This window comes from Amycolatopsis sp. NPDC114504 (genome assembly GCF_055633595.1).
In genome coordinates, this window is record NZ_JBVKDU010000004.1 from 258,897 (window position 1) to 281,146 (window position 22,250).

Consider the following 22,250-nt stretch of genomic DNA (forward strand, 5'->3'; position numbering starts at 1 on the left):
TCTGTTCGTTGTCCATCTAGAGGATCCCCAGATCGTCGTCGACCAGCTCGAACAGTTCGTCGTCGGTGGCGGAGTCGAGGCGCGCGGTGTCCGCGCCGCCGCCGAGGCCCGCCAGCAGTGACCGCAGGCGGCCCGCCACCGCCAGGCGCGTGTCGTCGTCGGCCGACTCCCGCAACCGGGCCTCCAGGCGGTCCAGTTCGTCGAGCGGCGACCACGGGCCGCCCACCAGCTCGCCGTGCAGGCACCGGGCCAGCGCGACCGGCGTCGGATGGTCGAACAGCGCCGTGGTGGGCAGCCGCACGCCGGTCGCCGCCGCCAGCCGGTTGCGCAGCTCCAACGCGGTCAGCGAGTCGAAACCCGCGTCCATGAACCCGCGGGTCGTCTCGACCAGGTCCGGCGCGGGATGGCCGAGCACCGCCGCCGCGTGTCCCCGCACCAGGTCGAGCAGCGCGCGGTGCTGACCGGCTTCCGGCAGCGACGCCAGGCGCTGGGCGAGCCCGGCGTCGACCTGGACCGGTGCCTTCGCGGCGACCAGTCCCCGCAGCAGGCCGGGCACCTCCCCGACCGCGGTGACGTCCAGCCGGACCGGGACCAGCACCGGCTCGTCCCGGGCGCAGGCGGCGTCGAACAAGGCGAGCCCTTCTGCCGCCGGCAGCGGGCGCACGCCCCAGTGGGCCATGCGTGCCACGTCGGTGTCGCCCAGCCCGCCGGTCAGCCCGCTGCGCTGCTCCCACATGCCCCACGCGAGGGACACCGCGGGCAGTCCGGCGGCCCGGCGGTGGCGCGCGAGCGCGTCCAGGAACCCGTTCGCCGCCGCGTAGTTGCCCTGTCCCGGCGTGCCGAACACGCCGGCCGCCGAGGAGAACAGCACGAACTGCGAGAGGTCCTTCGTCAGCTCGTGCAGGTGCCACGCCGCGTCGGCCTTGGGCGCCAGGACGGCGTCCATCCGTTGCGGGGTCAGGGAATCGATGATCCCGTCGGCCACGACGCCGGCGGCGTGCACCACCCCGCGCAGGGGGAACCCGGCCGGAATGGCGTCGAGGACGCGAGCGAGCGCGTCCCGGTCGGACACGTCGCAGGCGGCCACCGTCACCAGCGCACCGGCGGCCTCGAGGTCCGCCACCAGGCCGGCGGCGTGCCCCTGCCGGCTGACCAGGACCAGGCTGCGGACGCCGTGCTCGGCGACGAGGTGCCGGGCCACCAGCCCGCCCAGCACGCCGGTGCCGCCGGTGATCAGCACCGTGCCCGTGGTGTCCCAGACCGGAATCCCGGGCTCGCCGGTCACCCGGGTCAGCCGCGGAACGCGGACGCTCCCGTCGCGGACGCCGCACTCCGTCTCGCCGGCGGCCAGCGCCGCCAGGACCGCGTGCACCGGGAGGTCGCCGTCGGGCAGGTCGACGAGGGCGAACCGGTCCGGGTTCTCCGAGCAGGCCGACCGCACCAGGCCCTGGACCGCCGCGCGGGCGAGATCCGCGCCCTGGGTCACGACCGCCAGCCGCGACGCGCTGAACCGGCCGTCGTCCAGCCACTCCTGCACCACCGCCAGCATCCCGACGGTGGCTTCCCGCACGGTTTCGCCGGTGTACCGGACGTTCAGGAAGACGGTCGCGGGGACGTCCCGCAGTTCGGCCAGGTCCGTGACGACCGTGTACGACCCCTCGGGCGCGCCTTCGGGGGCCGGGCTCCAGTCCACCCGGAACAGCCGGTCGTGCGGGGTGGCCGAGCGGAACGCCAGCGCGTCCACCGTCGCGATCTCGGTGCCGTGGTCGTCGGAGAGCCGCATCGAGACGACGTCGTGGTCGCGCAGCGAGATCCGGACCCGGAGCGCGGACGCCCCGGGAGCGGTGAGCGAGACCCCGCTCCACGAGAACGGCAGGGCGGGCTTGGTCCGGTCGGACCCGATGACGTGCAGGGCCGCGTCGAGCAGCGCGGGGTGCAGCCGGAACCGGCGCGCTTCCGGCCGAAGCCGCTCGGGAAGCGCCACTTCGGCATAGAGGTCCGTCCCTGCCCGGAACGCCGACCGCAGGCCGCCGAACGCGGGCCCGTAGCGGTAGCCGAGGTCGGCCAGCTTGTCGTAGAGGGCGGGCACGTCGATGGGTTCCGCGTCCGCGGGCGGCCACGGCACCGGTTCGCCGGACGTGTAGACGTCGGCGGCGAGGACGCCGGACGCGTGTCTGGTCCAGGACGCGTCCGCCGTCTGGGAGTGCACCCGCACCGGCCGGTGACCGGACTGGTCCGGGGCGTCGACCGTGAGCTGGACCGTGACGGAACCCGGCAGCGCCAGCGGGGACTCGAGCGTCAGCTCGGCCACCCTCGGGGAGCCGACCTGGTCGCCGGCCCACAGCGCGAGGTCGAGGAAGGCCGTGCCGGGCAACAGGACCGTGTCCCCGACGGCGTGCTCGGCGAGCCAGGGCATCCGGTCCGGGTCGAGCCGGCCGGTGAACACCGTCGTGGCCGAGTCCGCCAGTGTGGTCACCGTGGTGATGAACGGGTGGTCGTGCAGGGTCGCGTCCGTGTCGTCGGCGTTGAGCCAGTAACGCTGCCGCTGGAAGGGGTAAGTGGGCAGGTCTACGGACCCGCCGCCCTCGAGCAGGGGCATCCAGTCGACCTCGACGCCCTGGACGTACGCCTCGGCCAGCGACGTCAGGAACCGCTCGAGTCCGCCGTCCCCGCGACGCAGCGAGCCGATGGCGGTGCCCTCGATGTGCATGGTCAGCACGGGGTGCGGGCTCATCTCCAGGAAGACCGCATCGCCCAGGGACTGGACGGCCTTCTCGAACTGCACGGTCTGACGGAGGTTCTGGTACCAGTACTCCGCGTCGAAGGTCGCCTCGTCGAACACCGTGGAACAGAAAGGAATCGTCGGCGGTTTCGGGGTGATCTCACTGAGCGCCGCCAGCAGCTCATGTCGCACCGACTCCACATGGGCCGAATGCGACGCGTAATCCACCGCGATCCGTTTGCCCGGAACAGTCAGCAAAAGTTCATCAATTGCCTCGAGATCCCCGGAAACGACCACGGACGCCGGGCCGTTGACCACCGCCACCGACAGCCGGTCGTCCAGCACATAGCCGTCCGGAAGCGTCACCGATGCCATCGCACCTCGGCCGGACAGCTTCTCCGCGATGAGCTGGCTGCGCTCCACCACAACCTTCGCGCCGTCCTCAAGCGACAGTGCGCCCGCGACGCAGGCCGCGGCTATCTCGCCCTGCGAATGCCCCACCACCGCATCCGGCTCGACACCGAACGACCGCCACAACCCGGCCAGCGACACCATCACCGCCCACAAAGCAGGCTGAACCACCTCGACGCGATCGCTATTCAGAGCGTCCCGCAGGTCGAGAGGCGCCAGCACGGCCGCACACCGATCCATCCACTCCGCGAACACCGGCGACGACTCCCACAACTCCGCCGCCATCCCCACCCACTGCGAACCCTGCCCTGGGAAAACGAACACCGTCTTGGCCACCGGTCCGGCGACACCGTCGACCGTCCGATCCCCCAGGACCACCGCGCGATGGTCGAAGACGGCACGAGAACGCACCAGCGAGTAGCCGACGTCGATCGCCGCCTCCGGGCCCTCGGGCAGCCGTCGGACCTGCTCCCGCAGCGCTTCCGCGGAATGAGCGGACACGACCCACGGCACCAGACCGCCGTCCGGACGGTCGGCGACCTCCGCCACCGGGACCTGCTCGATGATCACGTGCGCGTTGGTGCCGCCGACCCCGAACGACGAGACGCCGGCCCGTCGCGGCCGGTCGGCCTCGGGCCACCCCACCGACTCCTTGGCGAGCGACACCGAGCCGGCCGTCCAGTCCACAAAGGACGACGGCTCGTCGATGTGCAGGCTCGCCGGCACCACGCCGTGCCGCATCGCCAGCACCATCTTCAGCACGCCGGCCACCCCCGCGGCCGCCTGCGTGTGCCCGATGTTGGACTTGACCGACCCGAGCCACAGCGGCTCGGTCCGGTCCTGGCCGTAGGTCGCCAGCACCGCCTGCGCCTCGATCGGATCACCCAGCCGCGTCCCGGTGCCGTGCGCCTCCACGACGTCCACATCGGACGGTGCCAGGCCCGCGTTGGCCAGGCTCTGCCGGATCACGCGCTGCTGCGCGGACCCGCTCGGCGCGGTCAGGCCGTTCGACGCGCCGTCCTGGTTGACCGCGCTGCCGCGGATCACCGCGAGTACCGGGTGGCCGTTGCGGCGGGCCTCGGACAACGGCTCGACGAGCAGCATGCCCGCGCCTTCGCTCCAGCCGGTGCCGTCAGCGGCGTCCGCGAACGGCTTGCAGCGGCCGTCGGCGGCGATCCCGCCGAGCCGTTCGAACTCCGCGAACGCGCCGGGGCTGGACATCACCGTGACGCCGCCGACCAGCGCCATCGAGCACTCGCCCTGCCGCAGCGACTGGCACGCGTTGTGCAACGCCACCAGCGCCGACGAGCAGCCGGTGTCGATGGTGACGGCCTGACCCTCCAGCCCGAAGGTGTAGGCGATCCGGCCCGAGAGCACGCTGCCGGTGCTGCCGGTGGCCAGGTATCCCGCGAAGTCGGCCGGCGCCTGGTGCATCCGCGGGCCGTAGTCCTGGGCCAGCGCGCCGACGAACACGCCGGTCCGGCTGCCGCGCAGCGACGTCGGATCGATGCCCGCCCGTTCGAAGGCCTCCCACGAGCACTCCAGCATCAGCCGCTGCTGCGGGTCCATCGCGGTCGCCTCGCGCGGGGAGATCCCGAAGAAGCCCGCGTCGAACTCGGCGGCGTCGTAGAGGAACCCGCCGCTGCCGGTGACGGTCCAGCCGCGGTCGGCCGGGAACCCGGAGATGGCGTCGGCCTCGTCGGCGACCAGCCGCCACAGGTCCTCGGGCGAGGTGACCCCGCCGGGGAACCGGCAGCTCATCGCGACGATCGCGATCGGCTCGCCGACGGGCGCGGCGGCCACCACCGGCTCCGGCGCGGGCCCGGTCAGGGAGGCGGCGAGCGCGGCGCAGTTCGGGTGGTCGAACACGACGGTCGGCGGCAGGTTCGCGCCGGTGGCGCGGTTCAGCCGGTTGCGCAGTTCGACGGCGGTGACCGAGTCGAAGCCCAGCTCCCGGAACGCCCGCCGGACGTCGACGGCGTCCCCGGAGTCCATCCCCAGCACCGCGGCCACCTGCGCACGGACCAGCGGGAGGGCATCGCCGACGACCGGGCGCGGCCGTTCGGGCTCGTCGATGCCGGCGACGACCAGGCCGGGCTCGTCGAACACCTCGGCCAGCAACGGCCGCTCGCGCGCGACGGAGTAGGCGGGTCCGAACACCGGCCAGTCGATGTCGGCGACGACCAGGCCCGGCTCATCCAGCTCCTGGAGCGCGCGCACGGCCAGCTGGGGGTCCATTTCGCGCAGTCCGAGCCGCCGGAACCGCTCGCCGACGCCGCCGCGTGCCATGCCGTCGCCCGCCCAGGTGCCCCAGGCGATCGAGGTCGCGTTGCCGCCCGCGGCCCGGCGTTGCTCGGCGAGCGCGTCCAGGTAGGCGTTCGCCGCCGCGTAGGCGCCTTGCCCGCCGCCGCCCCACACCCCCGCGCCGGACGAGAACAGCACGAAGGCGTCCAGGGTGTCGTGGTCGAGCAGGGCGTCGAGGTTCGCCGCACCCGCGACCTTCGCCCGCATGACCTCGGCGGCGTCGTCGATCTCGGTCACGGGGGTGCTGTGCTGGCCCGCGCCGGCGGCGTGCACCACGGCCGTGAGATCCGGCAGCGACGCGAGCAGCTCCCGGACCGCGTCCCAGTCAGCGACGTCGCAGGCGACGAAGGTGACCTGGTCACCCAGTTCGGCCGCGAGTTCGGCCGCGCCGGGGGTGTCGGGACCCCGGCGTCCGGCCAGCACCACGTGCTCGGCGTCGTTCCGGAGCAGCCATCGGGCGACGTGCGCGCCGAGTCCGCCGGTTCCCCCGGTGACCAGGACGGTCCCCCGCGGCCGCCAGACGCGCCCCGGCCGGGTGCGCGGTGCGCGGACGAGACGTCGCGCGTAGGTCCCGTCGGCCCGGACCGCGACCTGGTCCTCGTCGCCGTCGAGCGCGGCGGCCAGCCTGCCGAGCACCCGGTCGTCCACGTTCTCGGGCAGGTCGACCAGGCCACCCCAGCGTCGTGGGTGTTCGAGCCCGATCGTCAGTCCGAGGCCCCAGATCTGGGCCTGGTCCGGCCGGCGCACGACGTCTCCCGGTGCCGCCGCGACGGCGCCGGACGTCACCAGCCACAGCGGCGCGTCGCTCCCCGCGTCCTCCAGCAGCCGGACCAGCGTCAGGGTGTCGTCCACCGTGAGCAACGACAGCACGCCGACGGCCTCGCCCAGACGCTCGGACAGCTGACTCAACGCGACGACTTCCACATCCGGGCCCAGGTCTGCGGTGCCGCCGTCGGGTACCACGGCGAGCCAGTGTCCGGTCAGGGCCCGCTGTGTCTCGGGCAGCTGCCGCCAGGCGATCCGGTACCGCCAGTCGTCCATTGTGGACGCTTCCGTCCGGTGCCAGTACCGCTTGTGCTGGAAGGCGTAGGTGGGCAGGTCCACGAGCCGTCCGCCGGCCATCAGAGGCATCCAGTCGACCTCGACGCCCTGCACGTACGCCTCGGCGAGAGAGGTCAGGAAACGCTCGAGCCCACCGTCGCCGCGACGCAGTGACCCGACGGCGATCCCCGGCAGGTGCATGGTCAGCACCGGATGCGGGCTCATTTCGAGGAACACCGCATCTCCCAGGGACTGAACGGCTTTCTCGAACTGCACGGTCTGACGGAGGTTCTGATACCAATACTCCGCATCGAAAGTCGCCTCATCGAACACCGTCGAGCAGAACGGAATGCTCGGCCGACTCGGCGTGATCTCACCCAACGCCGCCAGCAGCTCATCCCGCACCGACTCCACGTGCACCGAATGCGACGCATAATCCACCGCTATCCGCTTACTCGGAAAAGTCAGCTCGTCGATGGCCTCGGGATCCCCGGACACCACCACGGACGTCGGGCTGTTCACCACCGCCACCGACAACCGGTCATCCAGCACGTGGCCTTCGGGAAGCGTCACCGACGCCATCGCACCCCGGCCGGACAGCCTCTCCGCGATCACTCGACTCCGGGCCACCACGACCCGAGCACCGTCCTCAAGCGACAGTGCACCCGCCACACAGGCCGCCGCGATCTCACCCTGCGAATGACCCACCACCGCGTCCGGCTCCACACCGAAAGACCGCCACAACCCGGCCAGCGACACCATCACCGCCCACAAAGCCGGCTGAACCACCTCAACCCGGTCGCTATTCAGCGCCTCCCGCAAATCCAGAGGCGCCAAGGCGGCAGCACACCGATCCATCCATTCGGCGAACACCGGCGACGACTCCCACAACTCCGCCGCCATACCGACCCACTGCGAACCCTGGCCCGGAAAGACGAACACCGTCTTCCCCAAGGGCCGAACAGCACCGTCGACCACCCGATCGCCCAGCAGCACCGCTCGATGCTCCAAAGCGGCACGACCGCGCATCAGCGAATACCCGACATCAACGGCCGATCCGGAATGCATCCGCACCCGCGAAACCTGCTCCCGCAAAGCAACTTCCGACCGAGCGGACACCACCCACGGCACCAGACCACCCTCCGGCCGATCGCTCAACTCGGGAGAAGGACCCTGCTCGATGATCACGTGCGCGTTCGTCCCGCTGATCCCGAAGGACGACACGCCCGCGCGTCGCGGCCGGTCGGTCTCGGGCCACGCCACCGGCTCCCGCGCCAGCGTCACCGCGCCCGACTCCCAGTCCACCACCGGCGACGGCTCGTCCACGTGCAAGGTGGACGGGACAACTCCGTGCCGCATCGCCAGGACCATCTTCATCAAGCCGGCCATTCCGGACGCGGCCTGCGTGTGCCCGATGTTGGACTTCACCGACCCCAGCCACAGCGGCTCGGTCCGGTCCTGGCCGTACGTCGCCAGCACCGCCTGCGCCTCGATCGGATCACCCAGCCGGGTCCCGGTGCCGTGGCCTTCGACGACGTCCACGTCGGCCGGCCGGAGACCGGCGTCGGCCAGGGCCCGCCGGATCACCCACTGCTGGCTCGGTCCGTGCGGTGCGGTCAGCCCGTTGGACGCGCCGTCCTGGTTGACCGCGCTGCCGCGCAGGACCGCCAGCACGCGGTGACCGTGGCGGGTGGCGTCCGACAGCCGCTCCACCACCACCAGACCCACGCCCTCGGCCCACCCGGTGCCGTCGGCGGCACCGGCGAACGACTTGCAGCGCCCGTCCGCGGCCAGGCCGCCCTGCCGGGCGAACTCCTCGAACAGCACCGGCGACGCCATCGCGGTCACCCCGCCGGCCAGCGCCATCGTGCTCTCGCCCCGCCGGACCGACTCGGCCGCCAGGTGCAGTGCGACCAGCGACGACGAGCACGCCGTGTCGACCGAGATCGCCGGGCCCTCGGTCCCCAGCGCGTACGCCACCCGGCCGGACACCACGCTCCCGGCGCTACCCGTCAAGCCGTAGTCGCCGTCTATCCGGTAGTCGCCCCGCATCACGCCGATGAAGACGCCGAGATCGCTGCCCCGCACGGACGACGGATCGACACCCGCTCGTTCCAGCGCCTCCCACGAGCACTCCAGGACCAGCCGCTGCTGAGGATCCATGCCCAGTGCTTCCCGCGGCGAGATCCCGAAGAACTCCGCGTCGAACCCCGCCACGTCGTCGACGAACCCGCCGAAGCCGGTCCCCCAGCCGCGGTCCACCGGGAACGACGACACCGCGTCCCGGCCGCCGGCCACGACGTCCCACAGATCCTCCGGCGAAGCCACGCCACCCGGGAACCGGCACGCCATCCCCACCAGCACCACCGGGTCCTCATCGGACACCCGGCGGGCCGCGGGCTTCTCGGCCGGCGCCCGTTCCAGCAGCCGGTCGGCGATCGCCTCGGGCGTCGGGCAGTCGAAGACCAGCGTGCTGGGCAGCGCGACCCCGCAGGCCGCCGCGATGCGGTTCCGCAGCTCGACCGCGGTCAGCGAGTCGAAGCCCAGCTCACGGAACGGACGTCCGGGGGCCAACGCCGCCGCCGACGCGTGCCCGAGGACCGCGGCCGCGTGGGTGCGGACCAGGTCGAGCGCGGCCGGGTACCGCTCGGCCTCGGGGAGGTCCGCGAGCGCCCGGCCCCGGTCCACCGTCGCGGGCTGGGCCAGGTCGCGCAGCAGGGTGGAGTCGGCCCGCACGGCGCGCGGATCGATCCTGGTCGCGACCACCACGGCCCGATCGGCGCCCAGTGCGGCGTCGAACAGCTCCAGTGCCTGCGCGGTGGGCAGCGGCGCCATCCCGTCGCCCGCCAGCCTCCGGCGTTCGAGCTCGCCGACGCCGCTGGTCATGCCGCTCTGCTCGTCCCACAGGCCCCACGCCATCGACACCGCGGGCAGGCCACGGGCCCGCCGGTGGGCCGCCAGTGCGTCGAGGAACGCGTTCGCCGCCGCGTAGTTGCCCTGTCCCGCCGTGCCGACGACGCCGGCCATCGACGAGAACAGCACGAACTGCGCCACGTCCTTCGTCAGGTCGTGCAGGTGCCAGGCGGCGTCGACCTTCGGTGCCAGCACCGCGTCCAGCCGCTCCGGCGTCATCGCCTCGATCAGGCCGTCGTCGAGGACGCCCGCCGCGTGGACGACGACGTCGACCGGATGGTCCGCGAGCAACCGGCGCACCTGGTCGCGATCGGTGAGGTCGCAGGCGGCCACGTCGACCGTCGCCTCGAGGTCGGCGCCCAGCTCGGCTGTCGCGGTCCGGCTCACCAGCAGCAACCGCTTGACGCCGTGCGTGGTCACGAGGTGCCGGGCCAGCAGGCGACCCAGCGTCCCGGTCGCGCCGGTCACCAGCACCGTTCCGTGCAGCGCGGGACCAGGCTCGGCGGTCAGCTTGCGGAGCCGCGGGACCAGGACCGCACCGTCGCGGACAGCCAGCTGGGGTTCGTCCAGGCCCACGACGTCCGGCAGGGAGCTGTCCTCGTCCAGGTCGACGAGGACGAACCGGCCGGGGTGCTCAGCCTGCGCCGAGCGGACCAGCCCCCACACCGGGGCGTGGGCCAAGTTGGGGTCGGTGCCCGTCGCGTTCCGGGTCACGAGGACCAGCCGCTCGTCCGGCGCGTGCTCGTTCGCCAGCCAGTCCCGGGTCACGTCGAGGACCTGCGCCAGCACCTCGCGGACCGCCGAGCCGATGGCGTTGTCCGGTTGCGGGCACACGAAAACGGTGGCCGTCGCCGGTTTCCCGGCCGGAGGGACGGGCTTCCAGTCCACTTCGTACAGAGTGCGGCGGACCTGGCCCACCGGGCGGAGTGTCAAGGATTCGATCGTGGCCACGGGCTTGCCGTCGACATCAGTCGCGGCCACGGCGAAGGCGCCTTCACCCGTCGGCGTCAGCCGGACCCGCAAGGTAGTCGCATCCGTTAGTGCGTAACGCACTCCGGCCCACGCGAACGGCACCCGCAGGTCACTACCGTCGAGCAGCAGCGGGTGGAGCGCCGCGTCGAGCAACGCCGGGTGCAGGGCGAACCCGTCCGACTCGGGGAGGAGGTCGACCTCGGCGAACAGCTCCTCGCCGCGCCGCCAGGCCGAACGCAGACCTCGGAACGCGGGCCCGTACTCGAAGCCGGTCTCGGCCAGCACGTCGTACCGGACGTCCAGCGGGACCGCGTCTTCCGGCGGCCACACCGCCTGGTCGAACCCGGCCGGCGGCTCGGCCGCGGCCAGCGATCCGCTGGCGTGCCTGCACCACTCGGAGCCGGCCGACCGTGCGTGCACGCTCACCGACCGGCACCCCGTGTCGTCGACCGCACCCACCAGCACCTGCACGTCCACGACGTCCTGAGTGGACAGTTCGAGCGGCGTCTCGACCGTGAGCTCCCGAACAAGCCCGGCGCTCGCGTGACCCGCCAGTTCGAGGAAGCCGGTGCCGGGGAACAGGACCTTGCCCGCCACGACGTGGTCGGCGAGCCAGGGTTGCGCGCGCAGCGAGATCCGGCCGGTGGACAGTGATCCGGCGCCGTCGGCCAGCTCGACCGTGGCCGCCAGGATCGGGTGTGCCGAACCGGTCGTCGGCCGGGCGTCGAGCCAGTACTGGCGGTGCTGGAAGGGGTAGGTCGGCAGGTCCACCAGCCGTCCGCCAGCCACGAGGGGCGTCCAGTCGACGTCGACGCCCTGCACGTACGCCTCGGCCAGCGAGGTCAGGAACCGCTCGAGCCCACCATCGTCGCGGCGCAGTGACCCGACGGCGATCCCGGGCAGGTGCATCGTCAGCACCGGGTGAGGGCTCATCTCCAGGAACACACCATCACCGAGCGACTCGACGGCCCGCTCGAACTGCACGGTCTGACGGAGGTTCTGGTACCAGTACTCCGCATCGAAGGTCGCCTCGTCGAATACCGTCGAGCAGAACGGGATCGTCGGCCGACTCGGCGTGATCCCGTCCAGCGCCGCGAGAAGCTCGTCCCGCACCGACTCCACGTGCACCGAATGCGACGCATAGTCCACGGCGATCCGCTTACCGGGAACGATCCGCAGAAGCTCTTCGATGGCCTCGGGATCCCCGGACACCACCACCGACGTCGGGCTGTTCACCACGGCAATCGACAGCCGGTCGTCCAGCACGTGGCCCTCGGGAAGCGTCACTGACGCCATCGCACCCCAGCCCGACAGCCTCTCCGCGATGATGCGGCTCCGAGCCACTACGATTCGAGCACCGTCCTCAAGCGACAGTGCACCCGCCACACAAGCCGCGGCGATCTCACCCTGCGAGTGGCCCACCACCGCATCGGGCTCGACACCGAACGACCGCCACAAGCCCGCCAGCGACACCATCACCGCCCACAAAGCCGGCTGAACCACCTCAACCCGGTCGCTATTCAGCGCGTCCAGCAAATTGAGGGGTGACAGCGCGGCGGCACACCGATCCATCCACTCCGCGAACACCGGCGACGACTCCCACAACTCCGCCGCCATCCCGACCCACTGTGAACCCTGACCCGGGAAAACGAACACCGTCTTCCCCGAAGGCCGCGCAACACCCTCGACGATCCGATCCCCCAGGACCACTGCGCGATGCTCGAAGGCGGCACGACCGGTCACCAGCGAGTAGCCGACATCGATCGCCGTCTCCGGGCACTCGGGCAGCCGCCGGAGCTGGTCCCGCAAAGCGACATCCGACCGAGCGGACACCACCCACGGCACCAGACCACTCTCCGGCCGATCAACGACCTCGACGTCCGGCGCCTGCTCGATGATCACGTGCGCGTTCGTCCCGCTGATCCCGAAGGACGACACGCCCGCCCGCCGTGGCCGTCCCACCTCGGGCCACGAACGCGACTCCCGCGCCAGCGACACCGCGCCCGACTCCCAGTCCACAAAGGACGACGGCCGGTCGAGGTGCAGGCTCGCCGGCACCACGCCGTGCCGCATCGCCAAGATCATCTTCACCACACCGGCCACCCCCGCGGCCGCCTGCGTGTGCCCGATGTTCGACTTCACCGACCCCAACAGCACCGGCTGGACCCGGTCCTGGCCATACGTCGCCAGCACCGCCTGCGCCTCGATCGGATCACCCAGCCGCGTCCCGGTCCCGTGCGCCTCCACGACATCCACATCGGCGGGCTGGAGACCCGCGTTGGCCAGCGCCTGCCGGATCACCCGCCGCTGCGCCCGACCACTCGGCGCGGTCAGCCCGTTGGACGCGCCGTCCTGGTTGACCGCGCTCCCCCGCAGCACCGCCAGCACCCGATGCCCGTGGCGGCGGGCGTCGGACAGCCGCTCCACCACCACCAGACCCACGCCCTCGGCCCACCCGGTGCCGTCGGCGGCGTCCGCGAACGACTTGCACCGGCCGTCGGCCGCCAAGCCGCCGTTGCGCTCGAACTCCTCGAACACCTCCGGCGACGACACCACGGTCACCCCGCCGGCCAGCGCCATCACACACTCGCCGTCGCGCACGGACCGGGCCGCGAGGTGCAGCGCCACCAGCGAGGACGAGCAAGCCGTGTCCACCGACAGCGCCGGGCCTTCGGAGCCGAGCACGTACGCGACCCGCCCGGACACGACGCTCGCGGCCCGGCCGGTGACCCCGGCGCCTTCCCCGCCCATCACGCCGACGAAGACGCCGAGATCGCTGCCGCGCACCGTCGACGGGTCGACCCCGGCCCGTTCCAGCGCCTCCCAAGAGCACTCCAAAACCAGCCGCTGCTGAGGATCCATGCCCAATGCCTCGCGCGGCGAAATCCCGAAGAAGTCCGCGTCGAACCCGGCGACGTCGTCGAGGAACCCGCCGGAGCCCGTGCCCCAGCCCCGGTCCGCCGGGAACGAGGACACCACGTCCCGGCCTTCCAGCACGACGTCCCACAGGTCCTCCGGCGAAGCGACGCCACCCGGGAAGCGGCACGCCATTCCCACCACGACCACCGGGTCGTCGTCCGGCGCCGACCGGATCGCGGGCGCGTTGTCGCCGCGGACGCCGGTCAGGTGGGCCGCCAGGTCGGCGCAGGTGGGGTGGTCGAACAGGATCGTGGCGGACAGGTCCTCGCCGGTGTCCGCGGCGAGCCGGTTGCGCAGCTCGACCGCGAGGTGGGAGTCGATCCCCAGGTCCCGGAACGCCGCGTCGGCCGCGACGGCGTCCGGCGCCGGGTGTCCCAGCACCGCCGCGGTGTGCGCCCGCACGAGCCCCAGCACGTCCCGCGGCGCCTCGCGCGCCTCGGGTTCGGGCGCGGTCTCGCCGAACCAGTACCGCGAGCGCTGGAACGGGTAGGTGGGCAGCCGGACCCGGCCGCCGTCGAACGCCCGTCCCCAGTCCGGGGCCCGCCCGCGCACGTGGAGCTGGGCGGCCGACCCCAGGACCTCCTCCAGCCCGCCCGCCTTCCGGCGCAGCGAGCCGACCACCAGCGCGCCCTCGGCGACCTGCTGGACCGGGGCGGTGAGCACGGGGTGCGGGCTGGACTCGACGAAGATGTCGCAGCCCAGCGCGGTCAGCGAGCGGGTCGCCCGCTCGAACTCGACGCGCTGCGAGAGGTTCCGGTACCAGTACGACGCGTCCAGCTCCGAGCCGGCCAGCACGCCGCCGGTCACCGTCGAGACGAACGTGACGTCCGTGGCCACCGGCCGGATGTCGTGCAGAGCCGTGAGCAGCGGTTCGCGCAGGGGCGCCATCATCGGTGAGTGCGACGCGTGCCGGACGTTCACCCGGCGGACCCGGACCCCGTCGCGTTCGCACGCGGCGACGAACTCCGCCACCGCCGCGACGTCGCCGCCGACCACGGTCGAGTCCGGCCCGTTCACCGCGGAGATCCACACGCCCTCGGGCAACCGGGGTGTCACCTCCCGCTCCGGGAGGGTCACCGAGGCCATCGCCCCCTCGCCGAGCAGGTCGCGGAAGGCCTGGCTGCGCAGCGCCACGGTCTTCGCCGCGTCCTCGAGCGACAACGCGCCCGCCACGCACGCGGCCGCGATCTCCCCCTGGGAATGGCCCACCACGGCGTCCGGCTCGATCCCGAGGGACCGCCACAGCGCGGCCAGCGAGACCATCATGGCGAACAACGTCGGCTGGATGACCTCGATGTCGTGCACTTCCCCGCGCACCGCGTCGAGGAGCGAGAAGTCCACGTGCGGCGCCAGCGCGTCGGCGCATTCGTCCATCCGGCCGGCGAAGACCGGCGACGACTCCAGCAACGCCGCGGCCATTCCGGGCCATTGCGTGCCTTGCCCGGGGAAGACGAAGGCGACCTTGCCCGTGCGCCGCGCGACTCCCGTGGTCAGCCCGGGAAACGGCAGGCCGTCGGCCAGCGCGGTCAGCCCGGGGAGCACCCGGTCGAGGTCCGGCGCGATCAGCACCGCGCGGTGGTCGAAGGCCGACCGGGTCGTGGCCGACGACCGCGCCGCGGCCGCCAGATCCAGTTCCGGGTGCGTCTCGAGGTGCTCCCGCAGCCGCGAAGCCTGCTCCCGCAACGCCGGGCCGGTCTTGGCCGAAAGCACCCACGGCGCAATAGCCGACCCACGTGACGCCGTGTCGCCGGTCCACTTCGCCAGCACGACGTGACAGTTGGTGCCACCCATGCCGAACGAGCTGACGCCGGCGAGCCCGTCCCCCGGCCAGGCACCGGTGCGGTCCTGGACGCGGATCTTCAGCGCGTCCAACGGAATTTCCGGGTTCGGGGTCCTGAAGTGCAGGCTCGCCGGCAGCTCGCCGTGCTTGAGGCTGAGGACGGTCTTGAGCAGACCGGCGACGCCGGCGGCGCCTTCCAGGTGGCCGATGTTGGTCTTGACCGAGCCCACCAGCAGCGGCCGGCCGACGTCGCGGCCTTCGCCGAGCACCGCGCCGAGGGCGGCGGCCTCGATCGGATCGCCGAGCTTGGTGCCGGTGCCGTGCAGCTCGACGTACCGCACGGCGGCCGGGTCGACGCCGGCCCGTTCGTAGGCCAGCCGCAGGCATTCCTCCTGCGCGGCGCGCTCCGGCGCGGTCAGGGTCTTGCCGCCGCCGTCGTTGGTCACGGCGCTGCCGCGGATCACGCAGTGGATCAGGTCGCCGTCGGCGACCGCGTCGGCCAGCCGCTTGAGGACGACCAGCCCGCCGCCCTCGCCGCGGACGTAACCGTTGGCGCGCGCGTCGAACACCTGACACCGGCTGTCCGGGGAAAGCCCCCCGAACCGCACGGCGGTCAGGGCGCTGTCCGCGCTCAGGTTGAGGGTGACGCCGCCCGCGAGAGCCACCGTGCACTCGCCCGCCAGCAGGTTCGCGCAGGCCGTGTGCACGGCGACCAGCGAAGAGGACTGTGCCGCGTCGATCACGAAGCTGGGCCCGCGCAGCCTCAAGGCGTAGGAGACACGGTTGGCGATCATCCCGCGCTGCACGCCGGTCATCGAATGCGCGCTGATGTCCGGCGTTCGGCGCAGATCCGTGTAGTCCTCACGGATCGCGCCGACGAAGACGCCCACGTTCCCGCCCGGCGGCAGGCCCGCGTCTTCCAGGGCCTCCCAGCCCAGCTCCAGCATCAGCCGCTGCTGCGGGTCCATCGCCGCCGCCTCGCGGGGCGAGATGCCGAAGAACGCCGGATCGAAGTCCCCGATGCGGTCCAGGAACCCACCGCGGCCCAGGCCCGGATCCACCCGATCGGCGGGTACCGCGGTCACCGCGTCGGTGCCGGTCCGCAGCAACCGCCAGAACGCGTCCGGATCGGGTGCCCCCGGAAACCGGCAGGACATCCCGACCACCGCGACACCATCGGAAATCCCCATGCCCATACCCCCGGGTGGTGTAGTCCGAATCCGCCGGAAACATACCGATCGGTACGGTAAGAACTCCACCCCTAGCCGTCTCCTTAGGGGCGAGCACGGGCCCGGCGGCCGTCCGTCAGTGCGTGACGTCGAGCAGCGCGGCCTCGAGCGCGACCAGGATCTCCGCGGTGGCCTTCGGGTCGCCGAGGGAACGACCGGTCGCCGACTCGATCCGGCGCAGGCGGTGGCGAACCGTGTTGGGGTGGCAGAACAATACGCCGGCCGCGTCCGCCGCCGACCCGCCGCTGTCCCGCCACGCCGCCAGGGTTTCGAGCAGGATCTTGGACTGCTCGGCGGGCAGGTCGAGGATCGGCCCGAGGACGGCCTGCCGGACCCGCCGCATCGCGTCGGGCGCGCTGACCGCCGCGACGGCGAGGGGAAAGTCGTCGAACATCGTGACGTGCGGGACGCCGGCGACTGTGCTCGCCATGGCGATGCGCGCGAAACGCAGCGCGGCCGCCGTCTCCGTCAGCGCGGCGTACGGCGGGCTGATGCCGATCCGGCTGCGCGCCGACGCCGTCAGGGTCGACGTGAGCGGACCCAAGTCGGCGTCGTCCTCGAAGCGCACGATCCCGATCTGGGCGTCCGGCAGCAGCCGCCAGGCCGAGCCGATGCGCTGCACCCGCAAGCGGTTTTCGATACCGGGCAACGCTTCCTGGGCCAGCTGCACCGATTCGGCCGCGATCACGACGAAGGGCCCGCGCTTGGGCAGGCGCAGCACGTCCGCGACGTCCCAGACGGACGTCTCGTGCAGCGGCCGTCCCTCCAGGAGCGCACCGACCAGGGCCGACCGCTCCCCCTCGTTCCGCAGCACCAGCGCCATGGTCGCCTCGCGGTGCGCGGCGGCCATCTCCTCGGCGAAGGTGTCGTGGGCGGACCAGAGGTCGGAGGCCGCGTCCACGAGTGCCTGGTCGGAAACCTGTTCCCGCGCACGGGAATGCAGCACGAGGCTGTGCCAGATCCGGCTGAACAGGACGCGGAACGCCGCCATGACGACCGACAGCGGCACCCCCTGCTCGGCCCGCAGGGCGCCGGTCGTCCGGGCGGCGGCGACGTCGGCGAACCGGTCGTCGCGCAACGACCGGAGGACGTACTCGAGGTTGCCGCGCACGGACAGCCTCAGGTCGTCGGCCGGCACGACGTCGTGGGTGGCGTAGAACGCGACGCGCGCCTCGATCGCGGATGCGATTTCGTCGGCGAACTCGTCGATGGTGCCCAGCAGCCGCCCGGCGAGGGCCACGAGCTCCGGATCCGGCCCGCCCGTGGCCCCGCGTCGCGTCACCCGGTCACCTTAGTCCGCGTCAGCCACCCGCCGCGGCGACGATCAGCTCGATCGTCTCCGACGGCTTGCTGATCATCGCGACGTGCGAGCTGGTGACCTCGACCGTGTGCGCCCCGGCGCGCTTCGCCATGGCCCGCTCCGCTTCCGGCGGGATCGTGGCGTCGTCGGCCGCCACGAGGTACCAGCTCGGGATGGCCCGCCAGCCGGGCACCCCGGACGGCGTGGAGAGGCACGAAAGCGCGAACCCACGCTGGGCGACGGCCATGAAGGCGGCGAGCTCGGCGTCCAGGTCGGCGCAGAACAACCGGTGGAAGAACTCGAGGTCCAGGTAGCCGTCGAAGTCACCGTCGGGCGCGCCCGGGTAGGGACGCTGAACCAGGCGCTGGCCGAGCTCGGTCGTCCCGTCGCCGAGCGCGATGGACTCGAGCAACGTCTCGCCCTCGTCCGGTGCGAACGCGGCGACGTAGACCAGCGCTCGCACGTTCGGGGCGCCCGTGCTCGCGTTGGTGATCACGCAGCCGCCGTAGGAGTGGCCGACGAGCACGACGTCGCCCTCGATCGTCGACACGAAGTCCCTCAGGTACCCGGCGTCGGCGACGACCCCGCGCAGCGGGTTGGCCGGGGCCAGGACCGGATATCCGCGGTCACGCAGGCCGGCGGCCACGGCCTGCCAGCCGGAAGCGTCGGCGAACGCGCCGTGGACCAGGACGACGGTGGGAGCGGTCATGACTGCCTCGTTTCCGTTGGGGGAGCTGCCGTCTCACGGTGCTGCAGGGTGCGCGCTCGCGCGATGTTCCCGGTCACCCGGAACGCGGCCTCGCGTTGTCCGCCCGGACAACAGCACCGTTCGCGAGACCCGTGGCCCTTTCCCGATTCAGTCCGCCCGGCTACAGTGCTGAACCATTGGGAGCGCTCCCAGCACTTTCGGTTCGGCGATGTTCGAAGGAGAAGGTGCATGCGAAGCAGGACAGTGGCAGCCGGAGCGCTGGCCGTGAGCGGGGTCGTCGCCGCGACCACGTGGACGGGCGCGCAGGCCGCGGAATCGGCGTTCTACACCGATCCCGGCACCAACGCGGCCAAGTGGGTCGCGGCGAACCCCGGCGACTCGCGCGCCGCGGTCATCCGCGACCGCGTCGCCGCGGTACCGCAGGCGAGGTGGTTCACCACCACGAACACCTCCACCGTGCGCGGCGAAGTGGACGCCTACACCGGGGCCGCAGCGGCCGCGGGGAAGATCCCGATCCTGGTCGTCTACGACATCCCCAACCGCGACTGCGGCGGCGCGAGCAGCGGCGGCGCGCCGTCCCACGACGCCTACCGGGCGTGGATCGACCAGGTCGCGGCCGGCCTGGCCGGCCGGCCCGCGGCCATCGTGCTCGAGCCCGACGTCCTCGCGCTCATGACCAACTGCCAGAGCGGCGACCAGCAGGGGCAGACCACCGCGTCGATCGCGTACGCGGGCAAACGGCTCAGGGCCGCCTCGTCCCAGGCGAAGGTGTACTTCGACATCGGCCACTCCGCGTGGCTCTCCCCCGGCGACGCCGCCTCGCGGCTACGAGCGGCGGACGTCTCGAACAGCGCCGACGGCATCTCCACCAACGTGTCCAACTACCGCGCGACCGGCGACGAAGTCGCCTACGACAAAGCGGTCCTCGGCCAGCTCGGCGACTCGCGGCTGAAGGCCGTGGTCGACACCAGCCGCAACGGCAACGGCCCGCAGGGCAGCGAGTGGTGCGACCCCGCCGGCCGCGCGATCGGCACCCCGAGCACCGACCAGACCGGGGACGACCGGATCGCCGCCTTCCTCTGGGTCAAACCGCCGGGCGAGGCGGACGGCTGCATCGCCGGCGCCGGCCAGTTCGTGCCGCAACGGGCCTACGACCTCGCCGTCGCGGCGGGCCCGGTGCCGACCACCACTCCGACGACGCCCACCACCAGCACGACCACGCAGCCCTCCGGCGGCTGCAAGGTCACGCACCGCGTGGTCAGCACCTGGTCGACCGGGTACACCGGCGAAGTCGTCATCGAGAACCGCGGAGCGCCGGTCGACCACTGGACGCTCGCCTTCTCGGCCCCCGGCGTGACCGTCACCCAGGGCTGGAACGGAAGCTGGACCGACACCGGTGACGTCGTCGAGGTCGGCAACGCGGCGTGGAACGGCACCCTCGGCACCGGCGCCACCGCCACGATCGGCTACAACGCGAACTACACCGGCGGCACACCACCCTTCCGGTCGGCGACCCTGAACGGAGCTTCCTGCGCCTGACCGACGCCGTATCGATCCGGGGCTGGACCGTGTCACGGCCGTGATCACCGCACCCCAGGCTGTACCGCATGCGAACTGGGGTGTTCCTGCGCTGGCTTGCGCATCCGCTGACCGTCGGGGCCACGGCGGTGCTGCTGCTCAACGACCACGTCCTCAAACAGGCGTGGCCGGGACTCGTCACCGGCAAGCTCAGTGACGTGGCCGGCCTGGTGGCAGCCCCGCCGGCCCTCGGGCTGCTGCTCGGCCTGGTCCTGACCGGCCGGGTCGCCGCCGCGGCCGCGGTAGTGCTGACCGGCGCCGGGTTCGCGGTGGTCAAGCTGACCTCCGCGGGTGCCGGGATCGCGTCGTCCGCGTGGTCGGTGGTCAACGGGCCGTCGGTCATCCTGGCCGATCCGAGCGACCTGGTCGCCCTGCCCGCGCTGGGCCTCGCCTGGTGGGCCTGGCGCCGGGTGGCGACGGCACCGCCGCTGCCGGACGGCCTGGCGTTCCGGCTGCGGGCGCTGGTGACGGTGCCGTTCGTGGTCCTGGCGATCACCGCGACGTCGGCGCCCGACGACAGCGTCCCGTCGGTCGACTCCGTGCGCGGCCCGGACGAGGGCGAGACCGGCGCGCAGGTGGTGATCGAGGTGGGCGGGCGGCTTTACGGCTCGCCGTCGGGCGTCGACGACTGGAAGATCCTGGCGGAGGTCCCGCCGTCCGGGCCGCTACCGGAGCGCCGGACCGAAGCCTGCGAACCCGGCGCCGCCGCGCACTGCTACAAGGTGCGCGGCGGTGGTGCGCTCGACCCGGTCGAGACGCTGCCGCGCGGTGGCCGCCTGCTCGGCGTCGACGAAACGACCGACGCCGGCCGGACCTGGCGCACCGCTTGGGAAGTGCCGGCCGCCCGGTGGCCGTTCGTGGTGCGCCAGCACCCGTTCCCCGGCGGGGTGAAGCGCCTGTCCAAGGTGGCCAGTGTGGCGGTCCTGGTCCGCGCCGTCCCGGGTGGACACGAGGTGATCGTGGCCAACGGCGTGGAGGGGCTGGCGGTCCGCGGTGCCGACGGCACGTGGCGGCGGGTGCCGGTCGTGGTCACCGCGTCCGGGCTGGACATCCGGCCGGTCCCGCTCACCGGGTTCGGCCGGGCGATCGGCGACGACATCACCGACGCCACCCTGATCACCCTGTTCGCGCTGCTGATCGGGATGTCGGTGGCGGCGGGCCGGGCCCGCGTCCGGCGCGGGAACGGGCTCACGGCGGTGGCGCTGCTGGCCCTTCTCGTCGTGGTGGCCTTGCCGGTCATCGGCGTGGCGGCCTTCCTGTCGGACAGCTCGGGGTCGACCGGGCTCTGGCTGGCGATCGCGGTGTCCCTCGTCGGCACCGGTGCCGGTCTCGCGTTCACCCAGCAGGTACTGCGCCCGGCGCGCACGGCGGTGGTCGTCGCCGCGGCCGTGCTGGCCGGACTGGCGTTCGCCGGCCCCGTACTGGGCTGGACGGTGGGCTATCCGCAGGACCGCGACTCCGCCGTCGACCTCGGCCTGATCCTCGCGGCCGGAAGCCTGCTGGCGGTCGTCGCGGCCGGCTGGTGGGCCGGCCGCGACCCGATCCCGCGGTTCGATCCCGCGGCGGAGCGCTGGCCGGGTGGGATGCCGGGACACTGGCGTTGAGTGCGGGGCGAGACCGTCCACCCGGGAGCCGCGCGCTCCCGGGTGGACGGAGCTCAGCCCACCTGCAGGTCGATGCAGGAGTAGAACGCGTTCGCCGTGTCGGCGATGTTCCACACCGCCAGCACCGTCTGGCGTCCGGGGTGGCCACTCAGGTTCACCTGGTGTGAAACGGTTTCCGGCGGCTGCTCGTTGTTGCCGCCGATGTCCGCGACCTTGTCGCCGCCGATCCAGTACTCGTAGTTCGTCGTGCGGTGGCGGGCGGTGAAGGTCCACGTGAACGTCGCCGTCGTGCCGACCGGGGACGCCTGCCAGCCCTTGCCGTTGTCGTCGAGCTCGGCGTACTTCGCGTTGCCGCCGTCGCAGGACTTCAGGCCCTTCGGCCCCTCGACGCTCTGCGGTTCGTACTTGATGTCGCCGCAGGACACCGTTCCCTGCGCGCACTGCGCCTGGCGGCTCGCCGGGGCGTTGACGTAGCCGTGCGCGCTCGCGATGCCGGCGGGGCTCACCACCACCAGGACCGGGGCCAGGAGAGCACCCGCCGCGGCCGCGGCCAGTTTGCGGTTCATACCAGCTCCTTCGGGGACAGGCTCGCTTCCCGCCGCCGGGTACGGCGAAGTCGCGGCGGGCACGCCCACCGCGTCGGGAAGGGGGTTCGAGCGAAGGAAAATTGTGGTCTAGACCATACGTCGGGTCAGGACACAGGTCAAGAGATGGCAAACTCGGAACGCATGTTGGTAAGACGCCAACCGTCACCCGATGTTCCGGTCA

The 22,250-nt window shown here is 72.5% G+C and carries 6 protein-coding genes; 2 read left to right on the plus strand and 4 right to left on the minus strand.

Going from position 1 to position 22,250, the window contains the following annotated elements:
• Window positions 1-16: 16 nt before the first annotated feature.
• The 3 genes from ACZ7PG_RS31005 to ACZ7PG_RS31015 form a co-directional block, all read right to left on the minus strand.
• A complete protein-coding gene (locus ACZ7PG_RS31005) occupies window positions 17-16,252 on the minus strand; it encodes an SDR family NAD(P)-dependent oxidoreductase (protein ID WP_470242668.1) in 16,236 nt (5,411 codons plus the stop codon).
• A gap of 115 nt (window positions 16,253-16,367) precedes the next feature.
• Complete coding sequence (locus ACZ7PG_RS31010; protein WP_470242669.1) at window positions 16,368-17,573, minus strand: PucR family transcriptional regulator; 1,206 nt, start codon at window positions 17,571-17,573, stop codon at window positions 16,368-16,370.
• A gap of 19 nt (window positions 17,574-17,592) precedes the next feature.
• The gene (locus tag ACZ7PG_RS31015) at window positions 17,593-18,300 is read right to left on the minus strand and encodes an alpha/beta hydrolase (RefSeq protein WP_470242670.1); all 708 of its coding nucleotides are present in this window, start codon (window positions 18,298-18,300) and stop codon (window positions 17,593-17,595) included.
• Window positions 18,301-18,543: 243 nt separating this feature from the next.
• On the opposite strand from ACZ7PG_RS31015, the gene ACZ7PG_RS31020 reads away from it, so the two are divergent.
• Together ACZ7PG_RS31020 and ACZ7PG_RS31025 are read left to right on the plus strand one after the other, a co-directional pair.
• On the plus strand, window positions 18,544-19,839 hold the full coding sequence (locus ACZ7PG_RS31020) for a glycoside hydrolase family 6 protein (RefSeq protein WP_470243649.1): 1,296 nt from the start codon (window positions 18,544-18,546) through the stop codon (window positions 19,837-19,839).
• 68 nt (window positions 19,840-19,907) lie between these two features.
• On the plus strand, window positions 19,908-21,482 hold the full coding sequence (locus tag ACZ7PG_RS31025; protein ID WP_470242671.1) for a hypothetical protein: 1,575 nt from the start codon (window positions 19,908-19,910) through the stop codon (window positions 21,480-21,482).
• A 53-nt stretch (window positions 21,483-21,535) separates the two neighbouring features.
• On the opposite strand, the gene ACZ7PG_RS31030 is transcribed toward ACZ7PG_RS31025, so the two are convergent.
• Window positions 21,536-22,048, minus strand: a complete 513-nt coding sequence (locus ACZ7PG_RS31030; RefSeq protein WP_470242672.1) for a lytic polysaccharide monooxygenase auxiliary activity family 9 protein — start codon at window positions 22,046-22,048, stop codon at window positions 21,536-21,538.
• Window positions 22,049-22,250: the final 202 nt, after the last annotated feature.

Excerpts from the sequence above, each read along its gene's own strand:
- ACZ7PG_RS31005 (WP_470242668.1), bottom strand. The coding sequence starts at position 16,252 with ATGGGGATTTCCGATGGTGTCGCGGTGGTCGGGATGTCCTGCCGGTTT.
- ACZ7PG_RS31015 (WP_470242670.1), bottom strand. The coding sequence starts at position 18,300 with ATGACCGCTCCCACCGTCGTCCTGGTCCACGGCGCGTTCGCCGACGCT.
- ACZ7PG_RS31025 (WP_470242671.1), top strand. The coding sequence starts at position 19,908 with ATGCGAACTGGGGTGTTCCTGCGCTGGCTTGCGCATCCGCTGACCGTC.
- ACZ7PG_RS31030 (WP_470242672.1), bottom strand. The coding sequence starts at position 22,048 with ATGAACCGCAAACTGGCCGCGGCCGCGGCGGGTGCTCTCCTGGCCCCG.